Genomic DNA, 17,984 nt, shown 5'->3' with positions numbered 1-17,984 from the left:
ATTTTCTTAATTATTAATAACTATTTTTATTTCTCTTAGCTATTTAATTATTTCTTAAATTAACTTATGTTAATGCCAATGTAATAGCCCATATGTTAATTAAGGTGAGTAATGTGTCGACCCCCTCTGCCGATCGCTTTACATCAGGCAAATTAAAATGGCGCAGCCGGATATGGAGCCGGTTGCAAAATATGGCTTTCCCACTGCGCATATTTCTTCTGCTATTAACCGTCTCTATTCTGTTAGTCGGGGCGCTGGATCGCTTTCTCAGCCATAACTTTGAGCAATACTTGCTGGATCAAGTCAGTAAAACCGCAATGAATCAGGCCAAAATAATTGCCTCAATGGATTCGGTAGTGAATGCCGTTAAACATCGCGATAAAGCGCAATTGGCCCACATTGTCGGGCGACTTGGAAATACATCAGACCTTGATTACCTCGTCATTGGGGATACTCAGTCAATTCGCCTGTATCACCCCAATCCTGAGATGATTGGCTACCCGATGCAATGGACCAAACCCGGCGCACTGGAAAGGGGCGAGAGCTACATTATTTTTGGTAAAGGCTCTATCGGCGAAGCCATGCGGGCTAAAACCCCCATCCGCGATGAACAGGGGAAGATCATTGGCGTGGTTTCTCTGGGTTATCTGATCAGCAAAATAGACCACTGGCGGCTGATTTATCTGCTGCCACTCACCCACTCTTTTATCCTCGTGCTGGGTGTATTGCTACTGCTGTCATGGCTGTTTGCCCATCATATCCGCCGCCAGATGATGGGGATGGAACCGAAAGAGATCGCACGCGTATTGCGCCAGCAAGAAGCTTTGTTCGGGGCCGTATTTGAAGGGCTATTAGCGGTTGATCCTGAGGGAAGGATCACTGCAATCAATCAAAATGCGCGTAAAATGCTGCACATCTCCGCCACGCCACAGCAATTGATTGGCCGAAAAGTCAGTGAGGTGGTCTCTCCTGACCACTTCTTCCTCGATCAAAGTGGCGATAACCGCCAGGATGAGCTGTGTACCTTAAATGGCTTAAACGCCATTGCCAACCGGGCGGGTATCTGGTCGGAAGAGGGCGTATTTCAAGGCTGGGTGGTGAGTTTTCGTAGTCAGGATGATATTCATACTCTCAGTGCCCAACTCAGCCAGATTAAGCAATATGTCGAAAATCTGCGCACGGTGCGCCATGAGCATCTCAATTGGATGTCGACCATGAGTGGGCTGTTGCAGATGAAAGAGTTTGATCGGGCACTGGAAATGGTCAAAACCGAATCCTCTTCTCATCAAGCACTGATTGATATGTTGCGCACCGCATTTAATAACCGGCAAATTGCTGCGTTATTATTTGGTAAATACCACCGGGCCAAGGAGTTAGGGCTGAATTTGAACTTTGTCCCCGGCTGCCAGTTAAGTCATTTACCCACCACTATCGGCGAAAATGAACTGGCTGCCATCGTGGGGAATCTGCTGGATAATGCGTTTGAGGCCAGCCTAAAAAACCCTGAAGGTGATAAGCAAGTTGAAATTTATCTGTCCGATGAAGGTGATGATGTGATTTTAGAAGTCGCCGATCACGGCTGCGGTATCGACCCACAATTGCAAGATAGCCTGTTTGAACGGGGTGCCAGTTCTAAAAATTCAGATGAACACGGCATCGGCCTGTATCTGGTCGCCACCTATGTGCAGCAAAGTGGCGGCACCATTACGATAGAAGAGAATCCGCCACGCGGCACCTTATTTACCGTCTTTATTCCGAAGACACATTAATTTCAAAGACGGGGAGACCCCATGGAATGTCTTAATATTTTAGTGGTAGAAGACGAAACACCACTGGCAGAAATGCATGCAGAATTTATCAAGCAAAGCAGCCATTGCCATGAAGTTTGGCTGGCAGGCAATTTGCAGCAAGCCCGCAGTATGGTGGCTCGCTTTCATCCTGATTTAATTCTATTGGATAACTATTTGCCCGATGGTAGCGGCTTGGCATTATTGCGCGAACTGACCTTGCAGGGGTTCTCTGGCGGGATTATTTTTGTCACTGCGGCCAGTGACAGCGAGACGGTCTCTGAAGCTATCCGCTACGGGGTTTTCGATTACCTGATAAAACCGGTGGCCTACGAGCGACTCGAACAATCTCTGGCTCGCTACAGCCATCGCCATCAAGTTTTGCAAGATGGTACCAAAGTCAATCAGCGTCAGATTGATGAAATGTACAATACCTATGCGCGTGGCGAGCAAAAAGTGACCTTGCCATTGGGTATCGACCAAATGACATTGGATAAAATTCAGACGCTATTTAGTGATAATGCCGACGAATACACCGCTGAAAATGTCGCGAAAATCCTTGGATTAAGCCGCACTACCGCCCGCCGGCATCTGGAGTTCTGCGCCGCTAATCATGCCCTACAAGCCGAGATTATTTATGGCAAAGTGGGCCGACCACAGCGTATCTACCACAGTAAAAAATCAGTGTGACCATTCCTGAACGCCCTCTCGCGCTCCCTATCCTTCTGTGGAGCGCTGGGCTTTTCATGACGAATAGCTTATTTCTCCAGCAGATTTTTCCCGCATATGTTAAGCCTCTTACATTTTTGATAACAATTATTGCCACCCTAATGATTGATGAGCATCATGCAAGTCTATGTTCCGCAATAATGAAAAATCATGATTAATGTCGCGTTGATAGATGACCATATTGTTGTCCGCTCTGGTTTTGCCCAGTTATTATCGCTGGAGAAAGATATACGAATTATTGGCGAATATGGATCAGCGGCAGAGGCCTGGAGTAATCTGCCCGCGATAGATGTACACGTCGCCGTAATGGATATTTCAATGCCAGACGAAAGCGGGTTAAGCCTGCTCAAGCGCCTGCGCCAGAAAATGCCACATTTTCGTGCCATTATTTTGAGTATTTATGACACTACCGCATTTGTGCAAAGTGCTATGGATGCTGGTGCCAGCGGCTATCTGACTAAGCGCTGTGGCCCGGATGAGTTGGTTCAGGCGCTACGCACTGTCAATGGCGGTGGCCTCTATTTGTGTGCCGATGCCCTGCGCGCCTTGCGCCATATGCCGCAGCAGCCGCAACAACTGGCAGTATTGACACCGCGCGAGAAAGAAATTTTCCAGTTATTAATCAATGGAATTAGTGTCAAATCTATTGCTGATCAATTATCACTCAGCCACAAAACTGTCCATGTTCATCGCGCCAATATTCTGGGCAAACTGAATTGCGAAACGACGGTCGAGCTGGTGCACTTTGCGCTGCAACATCAATTACTGGCAGGGAACTGACATGTGGCAATTGCGCTCAGTGGGGCTATCGCTGTTTCTGGCTATTTTCTTCTCACTGAGTTGGCTGGCGCTGTGGACCATTAGTTTTTATCTGAGTGACGATGGTTTACACGCCGTTTTATTACTGCCGCAAGGTCTGCGGCTGGCATTGATGATATTGCTGCCGCGCCGCTATTGGTCAGTCTTGTTACTGACGGAATGCGCCGCATTGTGGTGGCTGCACAGTGAACAATTACAGCCTACCGTATTGATTATGCTGTCACCTTTCCTCAGTTTGCTGCCCGCCGTGCTGACCCAACGTTTTTGGCACCATTACACCCTTTATTGGCAACGGCTGTTGATATTGCTCGCCGCCGTCACCGGTAACAGCCTGCTACATGGATTGGTGCTGGGCTTCTGGTTGCCGTTACCGTTAACCCAGATACTGCTCGCCACCTTTACCGGCGGCATTCTGTTAGTGCCGTTCACCTATCTCATCTATGAATATTTAAAGCAACAGCATATCCGCAACTTGTTCTCTCAACAGATGCCCGATCCACCGCTGCGCACCTCGCTGCTGATTTGGTGCTCACTTATTTTTGCCATTGGGGTTTGCGTGCAAATCGCTATTGCCCCCAATATGGAGCGATTGCTGCTGATTTTTGTCTTTCTGCCCAATGTGTTTATGGCTTACAAATTCGGCTGGCAAGGTGGGGTGTTGGCGGCAGTGTTAGGCAGCCTGATGATAACCGTGACCCGCCAGGCCAGCGGGGCATTTCATGATTTGGCTGAACTGGAATTATTTCTCTCCACTCAAGCGCTGTTAGGGCTGACATTGGGGATCGCTATCAGCCGCCAACAGCAATTAGCACAACATCTGCACCGTTACCGCAATCAGTTGGAGCAAGAACTGCAAACCCGCCGCAAACTGATGAAACGCTTAGTGCGTACCGAGGAAGATGTGCGCAAAGAAATTGCTCGCGAGCTGCACGACGAAATCGGCCAAAACATCACCGCGATTCAAATTCAGGCGATGCTGGTCAACCGCAGTGCGCCCTCCCCAGCGGCACAATCTGCAGCTAATCAAATCAGTAGCTTATCACAACGTATTCACCAAACCACCCGCCAACTGCTACGCCAATTGCGCCCACCGGTGCTGGATGAAATGCCATTGGATCAAGCCCTACACCATCTGGCAGAAGAGTTTGCTTTCGCCGAGCAAGGTATTCATTTCCAATTGGATTATGCACTGCCCGCGACACCCGGCGAAGATGTAGTGGTGTTTACACTTTACCGATTGGTGCAGGAACTGCTCAACAACATTAATAAGCACGCTAATGCCAGCAATATTCAGGTTAGCCTGCGCCTGTCCGACAATATCATCACATTGGAAGTCCGTGATGACGGCACGGGAATTCCCGTGCAACCGCAAGGCGGCGGATTGGGTTTGCGCGGTATTGAAGAGCGCGTGCGCGCTCTGGGCGGCGACTGGTTATTGCAACGCCGTTTAGGAACCCGGGTGGTGGTCAATCTGCCCACCCATGTCCGCACCAGCGACTCTGTGAGCCTGCCCACAGAACTGAATCAAACCTCCTCATAACTAAGCATTATTCCTAACCGTCTACAACCTTGTCTCATCTCTTTTACTTTTTCCTTCCTTACACTCAACACAATTACCGGAGGAGTCCATGTCAGCACCGCCATTGTCGTCAAAGACTTTACCCCCTGAGCCTTTGACGCCGGAACAGGTGAATGCGCGCTATCGCTACTGGCGTCCACGCCTGATGGCCGCCATGGTGATGGGCTATGCCGCCTTTTATCTCACACGCAAAAGTGTCAACTATGCCATGCCAGTGATGCAACTGGAGTTGGGGTTGGATAAAGGGGATATCGGCTTACTGGGCACCCTGTTTTATTTGGCCTACGGCGGCTCAAAATTTGTGTCCGGCATCGTGAGTGACCGCACCCAAGCGCGCTGGATTATGGGCATCGGTTTGATGATGACCGGGATACTGAATGTGGTGTTTACCCTGTGCCACTCTCTGCCCGCCTTGTTGGTGGTCTGGACTTTAAATGGTTTCTTTCAGGGTTGGGGATGGCCGCCTTGTGCCAAATTACTCAGCACATGGTATTCGCGCAATGAGCGCGGAACCTGGTGGGGGTGTTGGAATACCTCCATCAGTATTGGCGGGGCTGCCGTGCCATTGTTATCAGCCTTTCTGGCCTCGCACTATGGCTGGCAGTCCGCACTGTTAGTACCAGGGGCCATCGGCATCGTATTAGGTATTTGGCTATGTTGGCAATTGTGCGACAAGCCACAACAGCAAGGTTTGCCGACCATCGGCCAATGGCGGCGTGACCCGCAGGATCAGTGGCAAGAGCAGCAAAGCCCACCAATGCCGATGGGGCGTATTTTTCGCGATGCTATTTTGCGCAATCGCACCATCTGGCTATTAGGCGTTTCTTATGTGCTGGTCTATCTGATCCGCATCGCCCTCAATGACTGGGGCAATATTTGGTTGGCGGAGAGCCATGGCGTCAATTTGCTCAGTGCCAACGCCACTTTATCGCTATTTGAGTTAGGTGGGTTATTTGGCGCGTGGTTCGCTGGCTGGGGGTCGGATTTGTTATTTCGTGGTCAGCGCGCACCAATGATTTTGTTATTCGCACTGGGGCTGTTTCTGACCATGACCGCCCTGTGGCTGGCACCGGTAGATAACTATCCACTGCTGTCCGTGACCTTTTTCAGTATTGGTTTTTTTGTTTTTGGGCCACAGATGCTCATTGGCCTGGCGGCCACCGAATATACCCATAAAGATGCTGCCGGTACGGTCACTGGGTTTCTCGGGTTATTTGCTTATCTCGGGGCAGCTCTGGCGGGGTGGCCGCTGGCACAAGTATTACAACATTATGGCTGGCAAGGCTTTTTTGCCCTGTTAACACTGGCATCGGCTGGCGTTGGGTTGTTATTGATGCCGCTGCTGATGACCGGCATTAATCGATTAAAAACAGTCCGTTAAGCAAGTTAAAACCATAGATTAAGTCAATAAAAGTACGTTAAACAAAGTGAGTTATACCCTACAACGGTCATCTTTATAACTACAACTCTGATTGCCCCCGGCAACGGGCGCATAAGAATATAAAAAGGATAATGTTATGAAACTCTTACCTCTCTCAGCATTCGTCGCCGCGGGCCTCGCACTGAGCGCCTTTACCACTGTCGCCAAAGCGGAAGGCCGTTTGGTGATTTATTGCAGTGCCACCAATGCGATGTGTGAAGAAGAAGCCAAAGCGTTCGGCGAAAAATACGATGTCAAAACCAGCTTTATTCGCAATGGCTCCGGCAGCACACTGGCTAAAGTCGATGCAGAGAAAAAGAACCCACAGGCTGATGTCTGGTATGGCGGTACTCTGGATCCGCAGTCTCAGGCCGGTGAAATGGATTTACTCTATCCCTACGCCTCTCCTAATCTGGCGCAAATCATGCCGCAATTCCGCGATCCGGCCAAACGCAAAGGTAACTATTCCTCTGCGGTATATATCGGCATCTTAGGATTGGGGGTGAATACCGACCGCCTGAAAGAAAAAGGCCTGCCAGAGCCGAAGTGCTGGAAAGACCTGACCAACCCAATTTACAAAGGTGAAATCCAGATTGCCGATCCGCAAAGCTCTGGCACCGCCTACACCGCACTGGCCACTTTCTCACAATTGTGGGGTGAAGATGCCGCATTCGATTACCTGAAAAAACTCAATGCCAACGTGTCGCAATACACTAAATCTGGCATCGCCCCCGCCCGTAATGCCGCACGTGGTGAAACCACCATCGGCATTGGCTTCTTACATGATTACTCACTGGAAAAAGAAAAAGGCGCACCGCTGAAACTGATTTCACCTTGCGAAGGTTCTGGCTATGAAATTGGCGGCGTCAGTATTCTGAAAGGCGCACGGAACCTGGATAACGCCAAGTTATTCGTTGACTGGGTATTGTCAAAAGACGCGCAAGAGTTGGCATGGCAGAAAGGCCAGTCTTACCAAATTCTGACCAACACCACCGCAGCGACCTCCCCTAACTCACTCAAGCTCGATGACTTGAAATTGATTAATTACGACATGGACACTTACGGTGCCACCGAAATGCGTAAGAAGTTGATCACCAAGTGGGTCAATGACGTCAAGATGGGCAAATAGCAGCCGACAAAATAAGCGAACCATAAAATAACTTAGCGCTTTTTCTATAACCAAGTCCTTGGCGTTGCAGTGAACACTGCTGTAGCGCCAAGGATGAAGGTTAGATCTGGGGAACACCATGACTCACTCACATGTTCTGCGGCTCCCGCAGACACGGGATACCATTTTCTATTGGTTGGCTTTCTCCGTGGCTGCTTTTGCCTTACTACCTGCGTTCAGTTTGGATTATGGCCTACTTGATGCCAGCCGTTCTGAGCTACTGGCCGCCTATGGCTGGTCAAGCTTAAATATCAGTACTGTATGGTTTGCCTTGCCATTAGTGCTGCTTTTCCGGCCGCTTTCGCCCCAAGGGCGCGAACATCGTGCTCGCCACCTATTTGATGCCGGCTACGCCCTATTTTGCGCCTTATTCGTGGTGATCACCTCAGCCTGGGTCGAGCGCGGGCTGGGTTTCGCGACTATCGGGTTGTTCATCGCCTTGGGCGCTGTCATTACGTTAGCGCTAGCTCGCCTTGAATGGCTGGGAGGCGATCGTTTTGTCCTCGGATCGCTGGTCACCATTATCGCGCTAATCAGCGTCTTTATTCTGTTTCCTAGTATCGCTATCTTCATTCCGGTGTTTACCGATGAAAGCGGGGCTTTTGCGCCATGGCAATTTATGGCCATCCTCGGGCAAGCGCATATCCTGCAAGTAATCTGGAACTCATTTGTGTTGTCGGTGGCGGTGGGGATTGGCTGCACCTTCTTTGGCATGGTGTTAGCCATATACACCACGAGAATTGCTAAACGCTCAGCATTGCTGGGGCGAATCTTCTCAATTCTGCCAATTGTCACTCCGCCATTCGTGGTTGGGTTGGGTGTCACCTTGATGATGGGCCGTTCCGGTTACGTGACCGAGTTAATGGTCACTTGGTTCGGGCTGACCAATACTAACTGGCTCTATGGTTTTACCGGTATTTGGTTGGCGCAAGTTTTAGCCTTTACGCCGATGTCATTTATGATCCTCGACGGCGCAATTAAAACGATTCACCCGTCACTGGAAGAAGCCTCCTATACCTTGCGCGCCAGCCGCTGGCAGACTTTTCGGCAAGTGTTTCTGCCGCTGTTAAAACCGGCATTGGCCAACTCATTCTTGATAGTCATCGTACAATCACTGGCGGATTTCAGTAACCCGCTGGTATTGGGGGGGAACTTTGACGTGCTCGCCACGCAAATCTACTTCTATATTACCGGCGCACAACTTGATTATCCGGCGGCCTCGACCCTGGGTGTCATTCTGCTGATGTTCTCGCTGTTTATCTTCTGTATCCAGTATATGTGGATAGGCAAGCGCTCCTACGTCACCATCTCCGGTAAATCTTCGCGTGGTGATGTTCAGCCATTACCGGTCTCTCTGGTGTGGGGCACAACCGCCATGTTGTATGTGTGGATTGCGTTTAACGTGTTGCTGTATGGCAGCATTTTCTACGGCAGTTTTACCGTCAACTGGGGGGTTGATTATACCCTGACACTGAATAACTTTAACCAGCTATTTGGGCAAGGATTCAGTGATGGCGCATGGCCTTCGCTGCTCGATACGCTGCTCTATGCGGGTATCGCCGCCCCTATCACCGCTGCTCTGGGTCTGCTCATTGCCTATATCGTGGTGCGCCAGCAATTCCGTGGCAAAAAAACTATCGAATTCAGCACGATGCTATGTTTCGCCGTACCGGGCACTGTTGCTGGGGTTTCCTATATTCTGGCCTTTAACAGTGCGCCGGTATATCTGACTGGCACTGCTGCCATCGTCATTATCTCCATGGTGATGCGAAATGTGCCCGTCGGGATACGTGCCGGGATTGCGGGTCTTGGGCAACTGGACAAATCGCTGGATGAGGCCTCGCTCAGCTTACGAGCGGGTTCGCTGCGTACCGTGATTTATATTTTGCTGCCATTGCTGCGTCCGGCAATTTTATCGGCGCTGATTTATAGCTTTGTGCGGGCGATGACTACCGTCAGTGCCATTGTTTTCCTGGTGACACCGGATACGCGAGTCGCCACCTCCTACATCCTTAACCGGGTGGAAGATGGTGAATATGGCATCGCAATTGCCTATGGCTCAATTCTGATTGTGGTGATGCTCGCCATCATCTTCCTGTTTGATTATCTGGTTGGCGAAGCGCGTATTGCCCGCTCGAAAGCCAGTAATGCTGAATAACGGCGCACTGATAAGGCTTAATATGATGACTAACGAAAACTATGAATCTGATAAGAAACAGGGATCTGATAAGAAACATTTTGTCGAACTCAAACATGTCAGCAAGCGTTTCGGCACCAATACCGTTATCGATGATTTAAATCTGGCTATTCCAAAAGGCGAAATGGTCACACTATTGGGGCCGTCCGGTTGTGGCAAAACCACCGTGTTACGCTTGGTTGCTGGGTTGGAAAAACCCACTGGCGGGCAAATTTTTATCGATGGTGAAGATGTCACTGACAGATCAATCCAGCAGCGCGATATTTGTATGGTATTTCAGTCCTATGCCCTGTTTCCGCATATGTCGCTCGGCGAAAACATTGGCTATGGCCTAAAAATGTTAGGTCGCCCGAAAGATGAAATTCGCGAACGAGTGAAAGAAGCGCTGGCACTGGTTGATTTAGACGGGTTTGCTGACCGTTTTGTTGATCAAATATCGGGGGGGCAACAACAACGTGTCGCACTGGCAAGGGCGCTTATCCTGAAGCCCAAAGTGCTGCTGTTTGATGAACCGCTCAGTAACCTGGATGCCAACCTACGCCGCAGCATGCGCGATAAAATTCGTGAATTACAGCAGCAGTTCAATATTACTTCGCTGTATGTTACGCACGACCAAAGCGAGGCTTTTGCCGTTTCTGATACCGTATTGGTCATGAATAAAGGCAAAATCATGCAAATTGGCGCGCCGCAGGAATTATACCGCCACCCAGCCTCTCACTTTATGGCCAGTTTTATGGGGGATGCCAACGTCTTCCCAGCACGGATCAACAGTGATAGTGTCGAAATTTTTGGTTATCACATTCCTCGCCCACAAGGATTTGCTGATGGATATCAGCAAACTACAGTGGGAGTAAGGCCTGAAGCCATTACCTTGAGCCAACAAGGTGACTCAAGTCAGCGCTGCACGATCAATAAAGTGGCTTATATGGGGCCACAATATGAAGTTCTGGTGGATTGGCAAGGCCAATCATTATTATTGCAAGTGAATGCCACGCAATTACAACCGGCCCCCGGCGACAGCTATTATCTGCAAATTCATCCGTATGGCATGTTCGTCTTAACGGATGCTCCAGAATAAATACCCTGGCGGGCAGTGCGATAGCACCACTACCCGCCATTTTACCGGTTATCAAATCGTTTTTTGTGGGTAAACATTGAGCTAAAAGCTAAAAATCTCAACAAGTTGCACAAACTGTAAGCAAACAATCCAAATTTACTGTTTCCCCTTTGACATGTTCCTCATACCTCGCTATTATTCGCCCCGTTCACACGATTCCTCTGTAGTTCAGTCGGTAGAACGGCGGACTGTTAATCCGTATGTCACTGGTTCGAGTCCAGTCAGAGGAGCCAAATTAGAGAGGCCCGCTTAGGAAACTAAGCGGGCTTTTTGCTCTTCCCATTGATCATCATAGTGGGATTCTTAAAGCATCATTATAAATTTTTCACTCCCCCATCACTGATGAATCCATTATAAAATTATTTGCTATCTATCTGATATTTATACTGGAATAGTTCATACGACATATCATAGAAGTTTCCTATGTGCAGCGCTGAAAAATCGGATACATTTACAGTTAAAATGATTATTTGACTATTTCTTCTCTCTTTTTGAATGGTTGATTCGCATTTCAATAAAAAAAATCCTAACTCTTTTATAATCAATTCACTAAGCATAATAATGCTGATGGGATGAATTTGGTTAAGCAACTTCTACATGAGTAAGAATCTTTTCTTGATAATCTATAATTAGAGATTAAAATCACCGAAATAGTACCTTACCTATACGCTAAATAATTCGTGTGGCAGGAAAGCGGCAAGCGAGAATTCTCTGATGAGTCAGTGATTCGGGTGATTAAAGGTCGCCAATGCACATACAGTTTGTAGTATGACGGGTATAATAATAGTTTGAGCATCGGCAATAGCAGTTCTTGTTTATCTCATCTTGGGTAATCATTTAAAGTCGATCGATGCGAACGAGCAGCAGTGAATTAACTCTGCGAATCCCAAGATACAACGGTTTACGGAGATAACATGACAAAATCAGTGATGATAGTTGATGACCACCCAGCAATTCGTGTCGCCATTCGTGCGTTACTGTCGCAAAGCAATGAATTTTCAACTATTTACGAATCAGTTGATGGCAGTGAAGCTTTGGAAACATTAAAAAATAATCCTGTTGATCTGGTTATTATTGATATTGAACTGCCGAACTTTGATGGTTTCTCGTTGCTAAAAAAACTGCAGCAACGGGGTTTTACCGGTAAGTCATTATTTCTGTCAGCTAAGAATGAGCAGGTTTTTGCTGTGCGAGCATTGCAAGCTGGTGCGAATGGTTTCATTAGTAAAAATAAAGATATTAGTGAAATCCTTTTTGCTGCACAAAACGTATTACGTGGGTATTCTTTCTTCCCATCTGAAACCTTGACCCAATTAGCTGGGCAACCTTCAAGCCATGATCCTGTCAATCGGGCTCGCTTGTTGTCAGAGCGCGAGATTAATGTTTTACGGTACCTGGTCAATGGTCTCTCTAATAAACAGATTGCCGATGAGATGTTTATCAGTAACAAGACTGTCAGTACCTATAAAACACGTATCCTAACTAAATTAGGACTAAGTTCTGTAATTGAACTGGCAGATTATGCACATACCCATAATTTGGTATAGCTCAGCCAAATCTAATTTACTGCGTACAGCGTTATCTTTATATCGTTGCTTCCGTTTACGCATTTTACTGTGCTGTTTGCTATTACTTAGTGGGCAACTTTATGCAGCCCCAATAGCGAGTCGTCAGGGATGTGATACTGGTCAACCATTGACAATACACAGTATCGCGAACAGTTACAGTGAAGACTTACTGCTTCCCCCGTCCACTGATGCGCGTCAATCAAGCCGGCGCACTGTAAAAGTGGGCGTGGTTATTGATGCGAATACACCCTTTGTCGTGAATCGCGATGATACTGCCATTGAAGGTATTGTTGCGGATTATCTGAAAATAATCAGTGATGCCAGCCAACTCTCTTTTCAGATGATTGGTTATTGTGATTATGGCTTGGTATTGAATGCATTAGAAAATGGCCAGGTTGATTTAATGGCCGGCACCCCGATGCCCGCTCAGCCAGGGCTCATTGCTTCCCATGCCTTCTTTACTAACCGGCATGTGGAAGTTCGCAGCAAAAATTGGGACCCCACCAAACGCACCCATCCGGAAACCGTGGCCATCGTGAATAATGAGCCCCTCTCACCGGAGTTTTTATTTAATTATCATGCCGATAAAATCGTCGCCTATCCGAATCAATTACAAGGATTACTGGCGGTTGCCTATGGTAATGCCGATGTGTTTGTCGCCAATGCCACATCAGCCAACTATTTGATTGACCAATTACAACTGCTGACACTGCAAATTCGTAATTTTGCCCCTTATCACCCTGCCCCTTACACCTTCCTGGCGTTGGAAAAAAACCAAAAACTGATCGATTACATTAATCAGATTTTGGAATTACTGCCCAGCCGAGCCACAGGTGATATTCAACAGCGTTGGTTTGGCAGTAAGCATCATTACAATATTGATGCAAAATTACTGCTTACAGAACAAGAAGTTACCTGGATTCAAGATCATCCAGTGGTGACATATGTGGCTCCATTGGATCTGGCTCCGCTGATTTTTCGTGATCGCCAAACCGGCGAAATGGCCGGTTTTTCTGTCGATCTCATTGATATTATTTCACGCCGAACCGGGATTAAATTTAAACCGGTTTACACCAAAGATACCGGTGAATCGATGCGTGATTTTATTGCCGGGAAGATAGATATGCTGCCCATCGTGGCAGTCCGCAATGGTCAATACGGCAACAACCTTTACTCCTTGCCTGTCGCCCAATCCTTATGGGGCATTTTGACGCGAGAAGACCGCACGGATATCAACAACGTCGCAGATTTAGCGGGGAAACGGGTTGGCATACAGGCGGGCAGTACTTCCGGTGGAATTATTAGCAATACTCTTTTGGCCCAAAAAATTACCTTTGTAGACGCACCTGATACCATGACATTGGTGCGGTGGTTACAACAAGGGAAAGTCGATGCGATTATCAAAAATATGATGACCGCCAACTACCTGTCAGCACAGAATTTCACACCCAACATTAAAACGGTTGCCGTCACCGGAGAAGAACCCTTGATGATGGCATTTGCTATCAGCCCGCAATTACCTGAATTAAAAGCCATCATTGATAAAGTCATTGAGTCAATTCCTCCGGAAGAGTTAGACAATCTGATCAGTGAATGGAGTACATTCAAACCCAAACCAACGACCTTTGATGAGCGCTCATTGGAAAATGAGTGGCTAATGTTGGCGCTAAAAATAAGCTCCGGTCTGCTGCTGATCTTTGGTCTATATCTTTGTTATCTGGTGTTCAATAAACGCCGTCAGGCCAAGTTGTTACAGGCTCGTTTGCGGCAACAAGAGTCCATCATTAATGCCCTGCCATTCGCTGTTTTTATTCGCACCAAAAAAGGCGAATTAGCGGTTTATAACAACCACTTTGCCGCTGCGCATCAAGATAAGCTGAACGACATGCTCAATCAGAAGACTGAGCAAGCCCAATGGCCAATGACCAGCCCACTTGATCGCGAGATAGATAAGTATTGTCGTTATGTCTTACGAGACAGACAGCCCCAAATGGTGGATTTATCTCTTGAGATCAACAATGAGTTGCGTGATATCTTCCTGTGGATTATTCCTCTGGATAATGCGGAGCGCAGTCTGCTAGGCGGCTGGCTGGATATCAGCCAACGCAAAACTGTTGAGCGCGAACTTGAAGCAGCCCGTGTCGAAGCTGAAAGTGCTAACCGCACCAAGAGTACATTCCTGGCGACCATTAGCCATGAACTGCGCACACCAATGTACGCCATTATGGGGTTATTGGAGCTGGAAATACGCAGTGACCAGCCGGTGGATAAAAACACGCTGGTAACAGTATCCAAGTCGGCTCAATCGCTGATGCTATTGCTGGATGACATCATCGACTCCGCTAAAATAGAAGCCGGGCAACTGAGTGTTCACCCTGCTGTGGTGGATTTCCGTCAGGAAATAGAGCGGATGTTCACGATTTATCAACCTATCGCCGATGAACGCAATCTGAGATTCTCTGGCTGGCTGGACGACCATATCCCTGATTTGGTGATGGTTGACATGCTGCGGGTTCGCCAGGTGATGGGCAATCTATTAGGGAATGCCCTGAAGTTTACCGAGCAGGGTGGCGTGTCAGTGGATATCACCTGGGAATCTATTGACGAGAAGCATGGCATAATGAATATCGATATTACGGATACCGGTATTGGCATTTCTCCTGCGGCACAGGCCACACTATTCCAGCCATTCAGCCAAGCCAATGAAGGCACATCACCACGTTTCGGTGGTTCCGGTCTGGGACTGTGGATCTGTCATCAATTGATTCACAAAATGGGTGGGGAAATAACATTAGAAAGTCAGCTGGGCAAAGGCACCAGTCTGTTTATTACATTACCGCTGGAAATTGCCACAACCAGTGATTTGCCACCGGATTCAATCATTGTCGACGTAGATGAAACGCAACTGAATCAGTTAAAAAACTTGCGTATTCTGGTGGTGGATGATTTGCCCGCTAACCGCCAGTTGCTTCAGCAGCAATTAGCCTTTATCGGTATCGAGCAAGTCATGACTGCCGAAAATGGCGCTGAAGCTTGGCAGATATTACAGCATTATAGTTTTGATGCCGTCATCACTGATTACAATATGCCGCTGATGAATGGCTACGAACTGGCCACCCATATCCGTAATAGTGCGACGATGAAAGATATGGTCATCATCGGTTGTACCGCAGATGCTCGGGAAGAAAGTGCCGCCCGTTGCAATGATGCAGGGATGAATGACTGCATGGTTAAACCTGTGACCATCGATACACTGCGCACCACTCTGCTGCGTCAGGAGATTATTGGCAGTTATGTGGATACGCCAGGGGTTAATGAGGTCACAGCACAGAATCGCAGCCAGGAAGAGATAATCTCAGGTGAGACCGAATCTCTAATTGTTACTCAACCACTACCGACTCTAGTGGCAGCGCAGAATAAGCTAAAATCCCTATCGGGAGGCAATGCCGAAGTGGAATTGCAATTATTACAATTTTTACTGGAAAGTAATGTGCACGATACAGCGGTACTGGCACAGCTGTATACGCGCCTCTCTAATGATGATGACGACACAACTTCTGCTGATATTTATAAAGAAATGGCGAGTCTGGTCCATCGGATTAAAGGCGGCGTACAATTAATTGATGCTCAGACGCTGGTAGATAGTTGTATTAAATTCGAATCCTTACTGCACGAACAAGACAGAAATGCTGTTCTGACTCATGGTATTGACTATCTGGCTCTATTGGCTGAGACGAACCAATTATTGGTAAAATTGATTGCTTCATACTCTGAAATAGATAGCACGTCACCATAAAATAGAAATTAAAATGATGTTATCCCTGAAAGCTCGTCAGACATTTTGACGGGCTTTTTTAATTTCTGATTATTTATATTTAATGACGAAAATACAGCCTTGTATAACAACCAGTCATAACTCATTGTAATAAATGTAAATTATCATTCAGCCTCATTTGAAATGGATAAGTTCCTACACGTTTTGTGGGAAATTTCATATATAAAACAAGGACGCCTCTCATTCTGCCGCCCTGACTTTCCCCTTACACTACCACCGGCCCCAAAATCGGATAGTGAATACATATATAGGAGGGTCATCTTCAACTTAATAATCGCTTATTTTGTTGAACGATAAAGATCTCCGTTTACAAAAATATATACCCTAAATAATTTGAGTTGCCGTCAACATGCACGCAGCTTGAAGAATGATGGGGAGATAAATCATAAATTTAAGTGGGAATCACATGGGAAAAACACTAATAGCGTTAGCGCTACTTACCCTACCGGGCATAGCGTTAGCAGCGACCTCAAATAACACCATCAAGTTTCAGGGAGAGGTTGCCGAGCAAACTTGTATGGTTGATATCAATGGCACAGCCAACACCCCCGTTGTTCTGTTACCAACCGTCTCGACCAGTAATTTGAATCAAGTTAATTCAATCGCCGGTAAAACTAATTTCACTATCAACCTTACCGGCTGCAATATCGCCATACAAGACACCAAAATCAGCTCCGTTTTTCAAGGGATGAATGTCACACCTGCAGGTAATTTGGGCAATGTTGGGACAGCAAAAAACGTCGCTATTCAATTGCTTGATACTAATGGCGCACCAATCCGTATGTCTGGAGGCAGCGTTTCAGTACCTGGAATTACGCTGGCCACGGGTGCGACATCTGCATCACAGGATTTAGCTGCACAATATATTACGGAAGAAGGTCGTGCGACAGCAGGGAGCGTTATTGCTTCAGCCCAATATGCGATCACCTACCCCTGACTATTCATGAAATACAAACTGTTTTATGAATATGTTGGCCAACCGGTAACGGAGCCGATAAAAACCAGAAAAAACAAGGATAAGTAAGCATTATGACACTGATTGCCCAAAAAATTATCGCCTGCTCGTTGTTGCTGCTTAGCGGCGTACCCTTATGGACGCAAGCCAGTGTTGTCATGACAGGGACACGAATCATTTATCCTGAAGGCACACGGGAGAAAGTGTTACAGCTTAGTAATAAGGATAACCACCCCAATTTAGTCCAATTATGGATGGATGACGGAAATAATCAGTCTTCGCCATCAAAAAGTGATGTCCCTTTCGCATTAACACCACAAATATTCCGTATGGAAGCCCAAAGTGGACAAGTAGTCCGTTTGTCATATATCGAGCATAATTTACCTAAAGATCGCGAATCGATTTTCTATCTGAATTTCTTACAAATTCCCGCCTTAAAAAAAGAAGACACGCAATCTGAGAACAAACTTGTTTTGATCGTTAATAACCGGCTGAAAGTCTTTTATCGCCCAGCAGCATTAAAGGAAAATGTCGACACTTTAGGTGAAAAGATCCGTGTCAGCCTGGAGAGTGCTAACGGTGACAAAATCAAGATACATAATCCTACGGCTTATTATATCAGCCTGCGTGATGCCAAACTGGTGAGTGGTGGGAAAACTATTTCATTTGCTACCAGCGAAATGTTTGCCCCTAACTCAACCACTGATCTGGCTTTCCCTGCTGGGGTTAAAGCCAAAAAAGGCGAATTGTTAACGCTGAACATGGTTAATGATTATGGCACCAACATTCCCTACGATTACCATTTGTAAT

At 47.2% G+C, this 17,984-nt stretch carries 12 protein-coding genes and 1 tRNA gene; all 13 read left to right on the top strand.

The features are described from left to right. The first annotated feature begins 92 nt into the window (after positions 1 to 92). The 13 genes from dpiB (at position 93) to DX162_RS13920 (ending at position 17,983) form a co-directional block, all read left to right on the top strand. Entirely contained in the window at positions 93 to 1,769 is a 1,677-nt protein-coding gene (gene dpiB, locus DX162_RS13980) for a sensor histidine kinase DpiB (RefSeq protein WP_004391186.1), read from the top strand. 21 nt (positions 1,770 to 1,790) lie between these two features. Further along, positions 1,791 to 2,477 carry a two-component response regulator DpiA gene (gene dpiA / locus DX162_RS13975; protein ID WP_004391185.1) on the top strand — a complete coding sequence of 229 codons (687 nt, stop codon included), beginning with the start codon at positions 1,791 to 1,793 and terminating at the stop codon, positions 2,475 to 2,477. A 189-nt stretch (positions 2,478 to 2,666) separates the two neighbouring features. After that, positions 2,667 to 3,296 (top strand): response regulator transcription factor, encoded by a 630-nt coding sequence (locus DX162_RS13970; protein ID WP_004391184.1) that lies wholly within the window; start codon positions 2,667 to 2,669, stop codon positions 3,294 to 3,296. A gap of 1 nt (position 3,297) precedes the next feature. Further along, complete coding sequence (locus DX162_RS13965; RefSeq protein WP_004391183.1) at positions 3,298 to 4,875, top strand: MASE1 domain-containing sensor histidine kinase; 1,578 nt, start codon at positions 3,298 to 3,300, stop codon at positions 4,873 to 4,875. A gap of 88 nt (positions 4,876 to 4,963) precedes the next feature. Then, positions 4,964 to 6,295, top strand: a complete 1,332-nt coding sequence (uhpC, locus tag DX162_RS13960) for an MFS transporter family glucose-6-phosphate receptor UhpC (RefSeq protein WP_004391181.1) — start codon at positions 4,964 to 4,966, stop codon at positions 6,293 to 6,295. 136 nt (positions 6,296 to 6,431) lie between these two features. Beyond that, complete coding sequence (locus tag DX162_RS13955) at positions 6,432 to 7,463, top strand: ABC transporter substrate-binding protein (RefSeq protein ID WP_004391180.1); 1,032 nt, start codon at positions 6,432 to 6,434, stop codon at positions 7,461 to 7,463. A 118-nt stretch (positions 7,464 to 7,581) separates the two neighbouring features. Beyond that, the gene (locus DX162_RS13950) at positions 7,582 to 9,660 is read left to right on the top strand and encodes an ABC transporter permease (RefSeq protein WP_032820091.1); all 2,079 of its coding nucleotides are present in this window, start codon (positions 7,582 to 7,584) and stop codon (positions 9,658 to 9,660) included. Positions 9,661 to 9,685: 25 nt separating this feature from the next. After that, positions 9,686 to 10,777, top strand: coding sequence for a ferric ABC transporter ATP-binding protein (gene fbpC, locus DX162_RS13945; protein WP_098081225.1), 1,092 nt, complete (start codon positions 9,686 to 9,688; stop codon positions 10,775 to 10,777). A 196-nt stretch (positions 10,778 to 10,973) separates the two neighbouring features. Then, positions 10,974 to 11,049, top strand: a tRNA-Asn gene (locus tag DX162_RS13940). Positions 11,050 to 11,730: 681 nt separating this feature from the next. Further along, on the top strand, positions 11,731 to 12,363 hold the full coding sequence (locus DX162_RS13935; protein ID WP_004391176.1) for a response regulator transcription factor: 633 nt from the start codon (positions 11,731 to 11,733) through the stop codon (positions 12,361 to 12,363). Further along, a complete protein-coding gene (locus tag DX162_RS13930; protein ID WP_098081222.1) occupies positions 12,338 to 16,180 on the top strand; it encodes an ATP-binding protein in 3,843 nt (1,280 codons plus the stop codon). Before DX162_RS13935 ends, DX162_RS13930 begins: the two co-directional genes overlap by 26 nt. Positions 16,181 to 16,625: 445 nt before the next feature. Then, on the top strand, positions 16,626 to 17,156 hold the full coding sequence (locus DX162_RS13925) for a fimbrial protein (RefSeq protein ID WP_004388881.1): 531 nt from the start codon (positions 16,626 to 16,628) through the stop codon (positions 17,154 to 17,156). Positions 17,157 to 17,248: 92 nt separating this feature from the next. Next, positions 17,249 to 17,983 (top strand): fimbrial biogenesis chaperone, encoded by a 735-nt coding sequence (locus DX162_RS13920; protein WP_004388880.1) that lies wholly within the window; start codon positions 17,249 to 17,251, stop codon positions 17,981 to 17,983. Position 17,984: the final 1 nt, after the last annotated feature.

The sequence above is a fragment of the Yersinia kristensenii genome (assembly GCF_900460525.1).
Taxonomy (GTDB): Bacteria; Pseudomonadota; Gammaproteobacteria; order Enterobacterales; family Enterobacteriaceae; genus Yersinia; species Yersinia kristensenii.
This window is presented reverse-complemented; position numbering and strand designations above follow the sequence as displayed.

Excerpts from the sequence above, each read along its gene's own strand:
- dpiB (WP_004391186.1), top strand. The coding sequence starts at position 93 with ATGTTAATTAAGGTGAGTAATGTGTCGACCCCCTCTGCCGATCGCTTT.
- dpiA (WP_004391185.1), top strand. The coding sequence starts at position 1,791 with ATGGAATGTCTTAATATTTTAGTGGTAGAAGACGAAACACCACTGGCA.
- DX162_RS13970 (WP_004391184.1), top strand. The coding sequence starts at position 2,667 with ATGATTAATGTCGCGTTGATAGATGACCATATTGTTGTCCGCTCTGGT.
- DX162_RS13965 (WP_004391183.1), top strand. The coding sequence starts at position 3,298 with ATGTGGCAATTGCGCTCAGTGGGGCTATCGCTGTTTCTGGCTATTTTC.
- uhpC (WP_004391181.1), top strand. The coding sequence starts at position 4,964 with ATGTCAGCACCGCCATTGTCGTCAAAGACTTTACCCCCTGAGCCTTTG.
- DX162_RS13955 (WP_004391180.1), top strand. The coding sequence starts at position 6,432 with ATGAAACTCTTACCTCTCTCAGCATTCGTCGCCGCGGGCCTCGCACTG.
- DX162_RS13950 (WP_032820091.1), top strand. The coding sequence starts at position 7,582 with ATGACTCACTCACATGTTCTGCGGCTCCCGCAGACACGGGATACCATT.
- fbpC (WP_098081225.1), top strand. The coding sequence starts at position 9,686 with ATGACTAACGAAAACTATGAATCTGATAAGAAACAGGGATCTGATAAG.
- DX162_RS13935 (WP_004391176.1), top strand. The coding sequence starts at position 11,731 with ATGACAAAATCAGTGATGATAGTTGATGACCACCCAGCAATTCGTGTC.
- DX162_RS13930 (WP_098081222.1), top strand. The coding sequence starts at position 12,338 with ATGCACATACCCATAATTTGGTATAGCTCAGCCAAATCTAATTTACTG.
- DX162_RS13925 (WP_004388881.1), top strand. The coding sequence starts at position 16,626 with ATGGGAAAAACACTAATAGCGTTAGCGCTACTTACCCTACCGGGCATA.
- DX162_RS13920 (WP_004388880.1), top strand. The coding sequence starts at position 17,249 with ATGACACTGATTGCCCAAAAAATTATCGCCTGCTCGTTGTTGCTGCTT.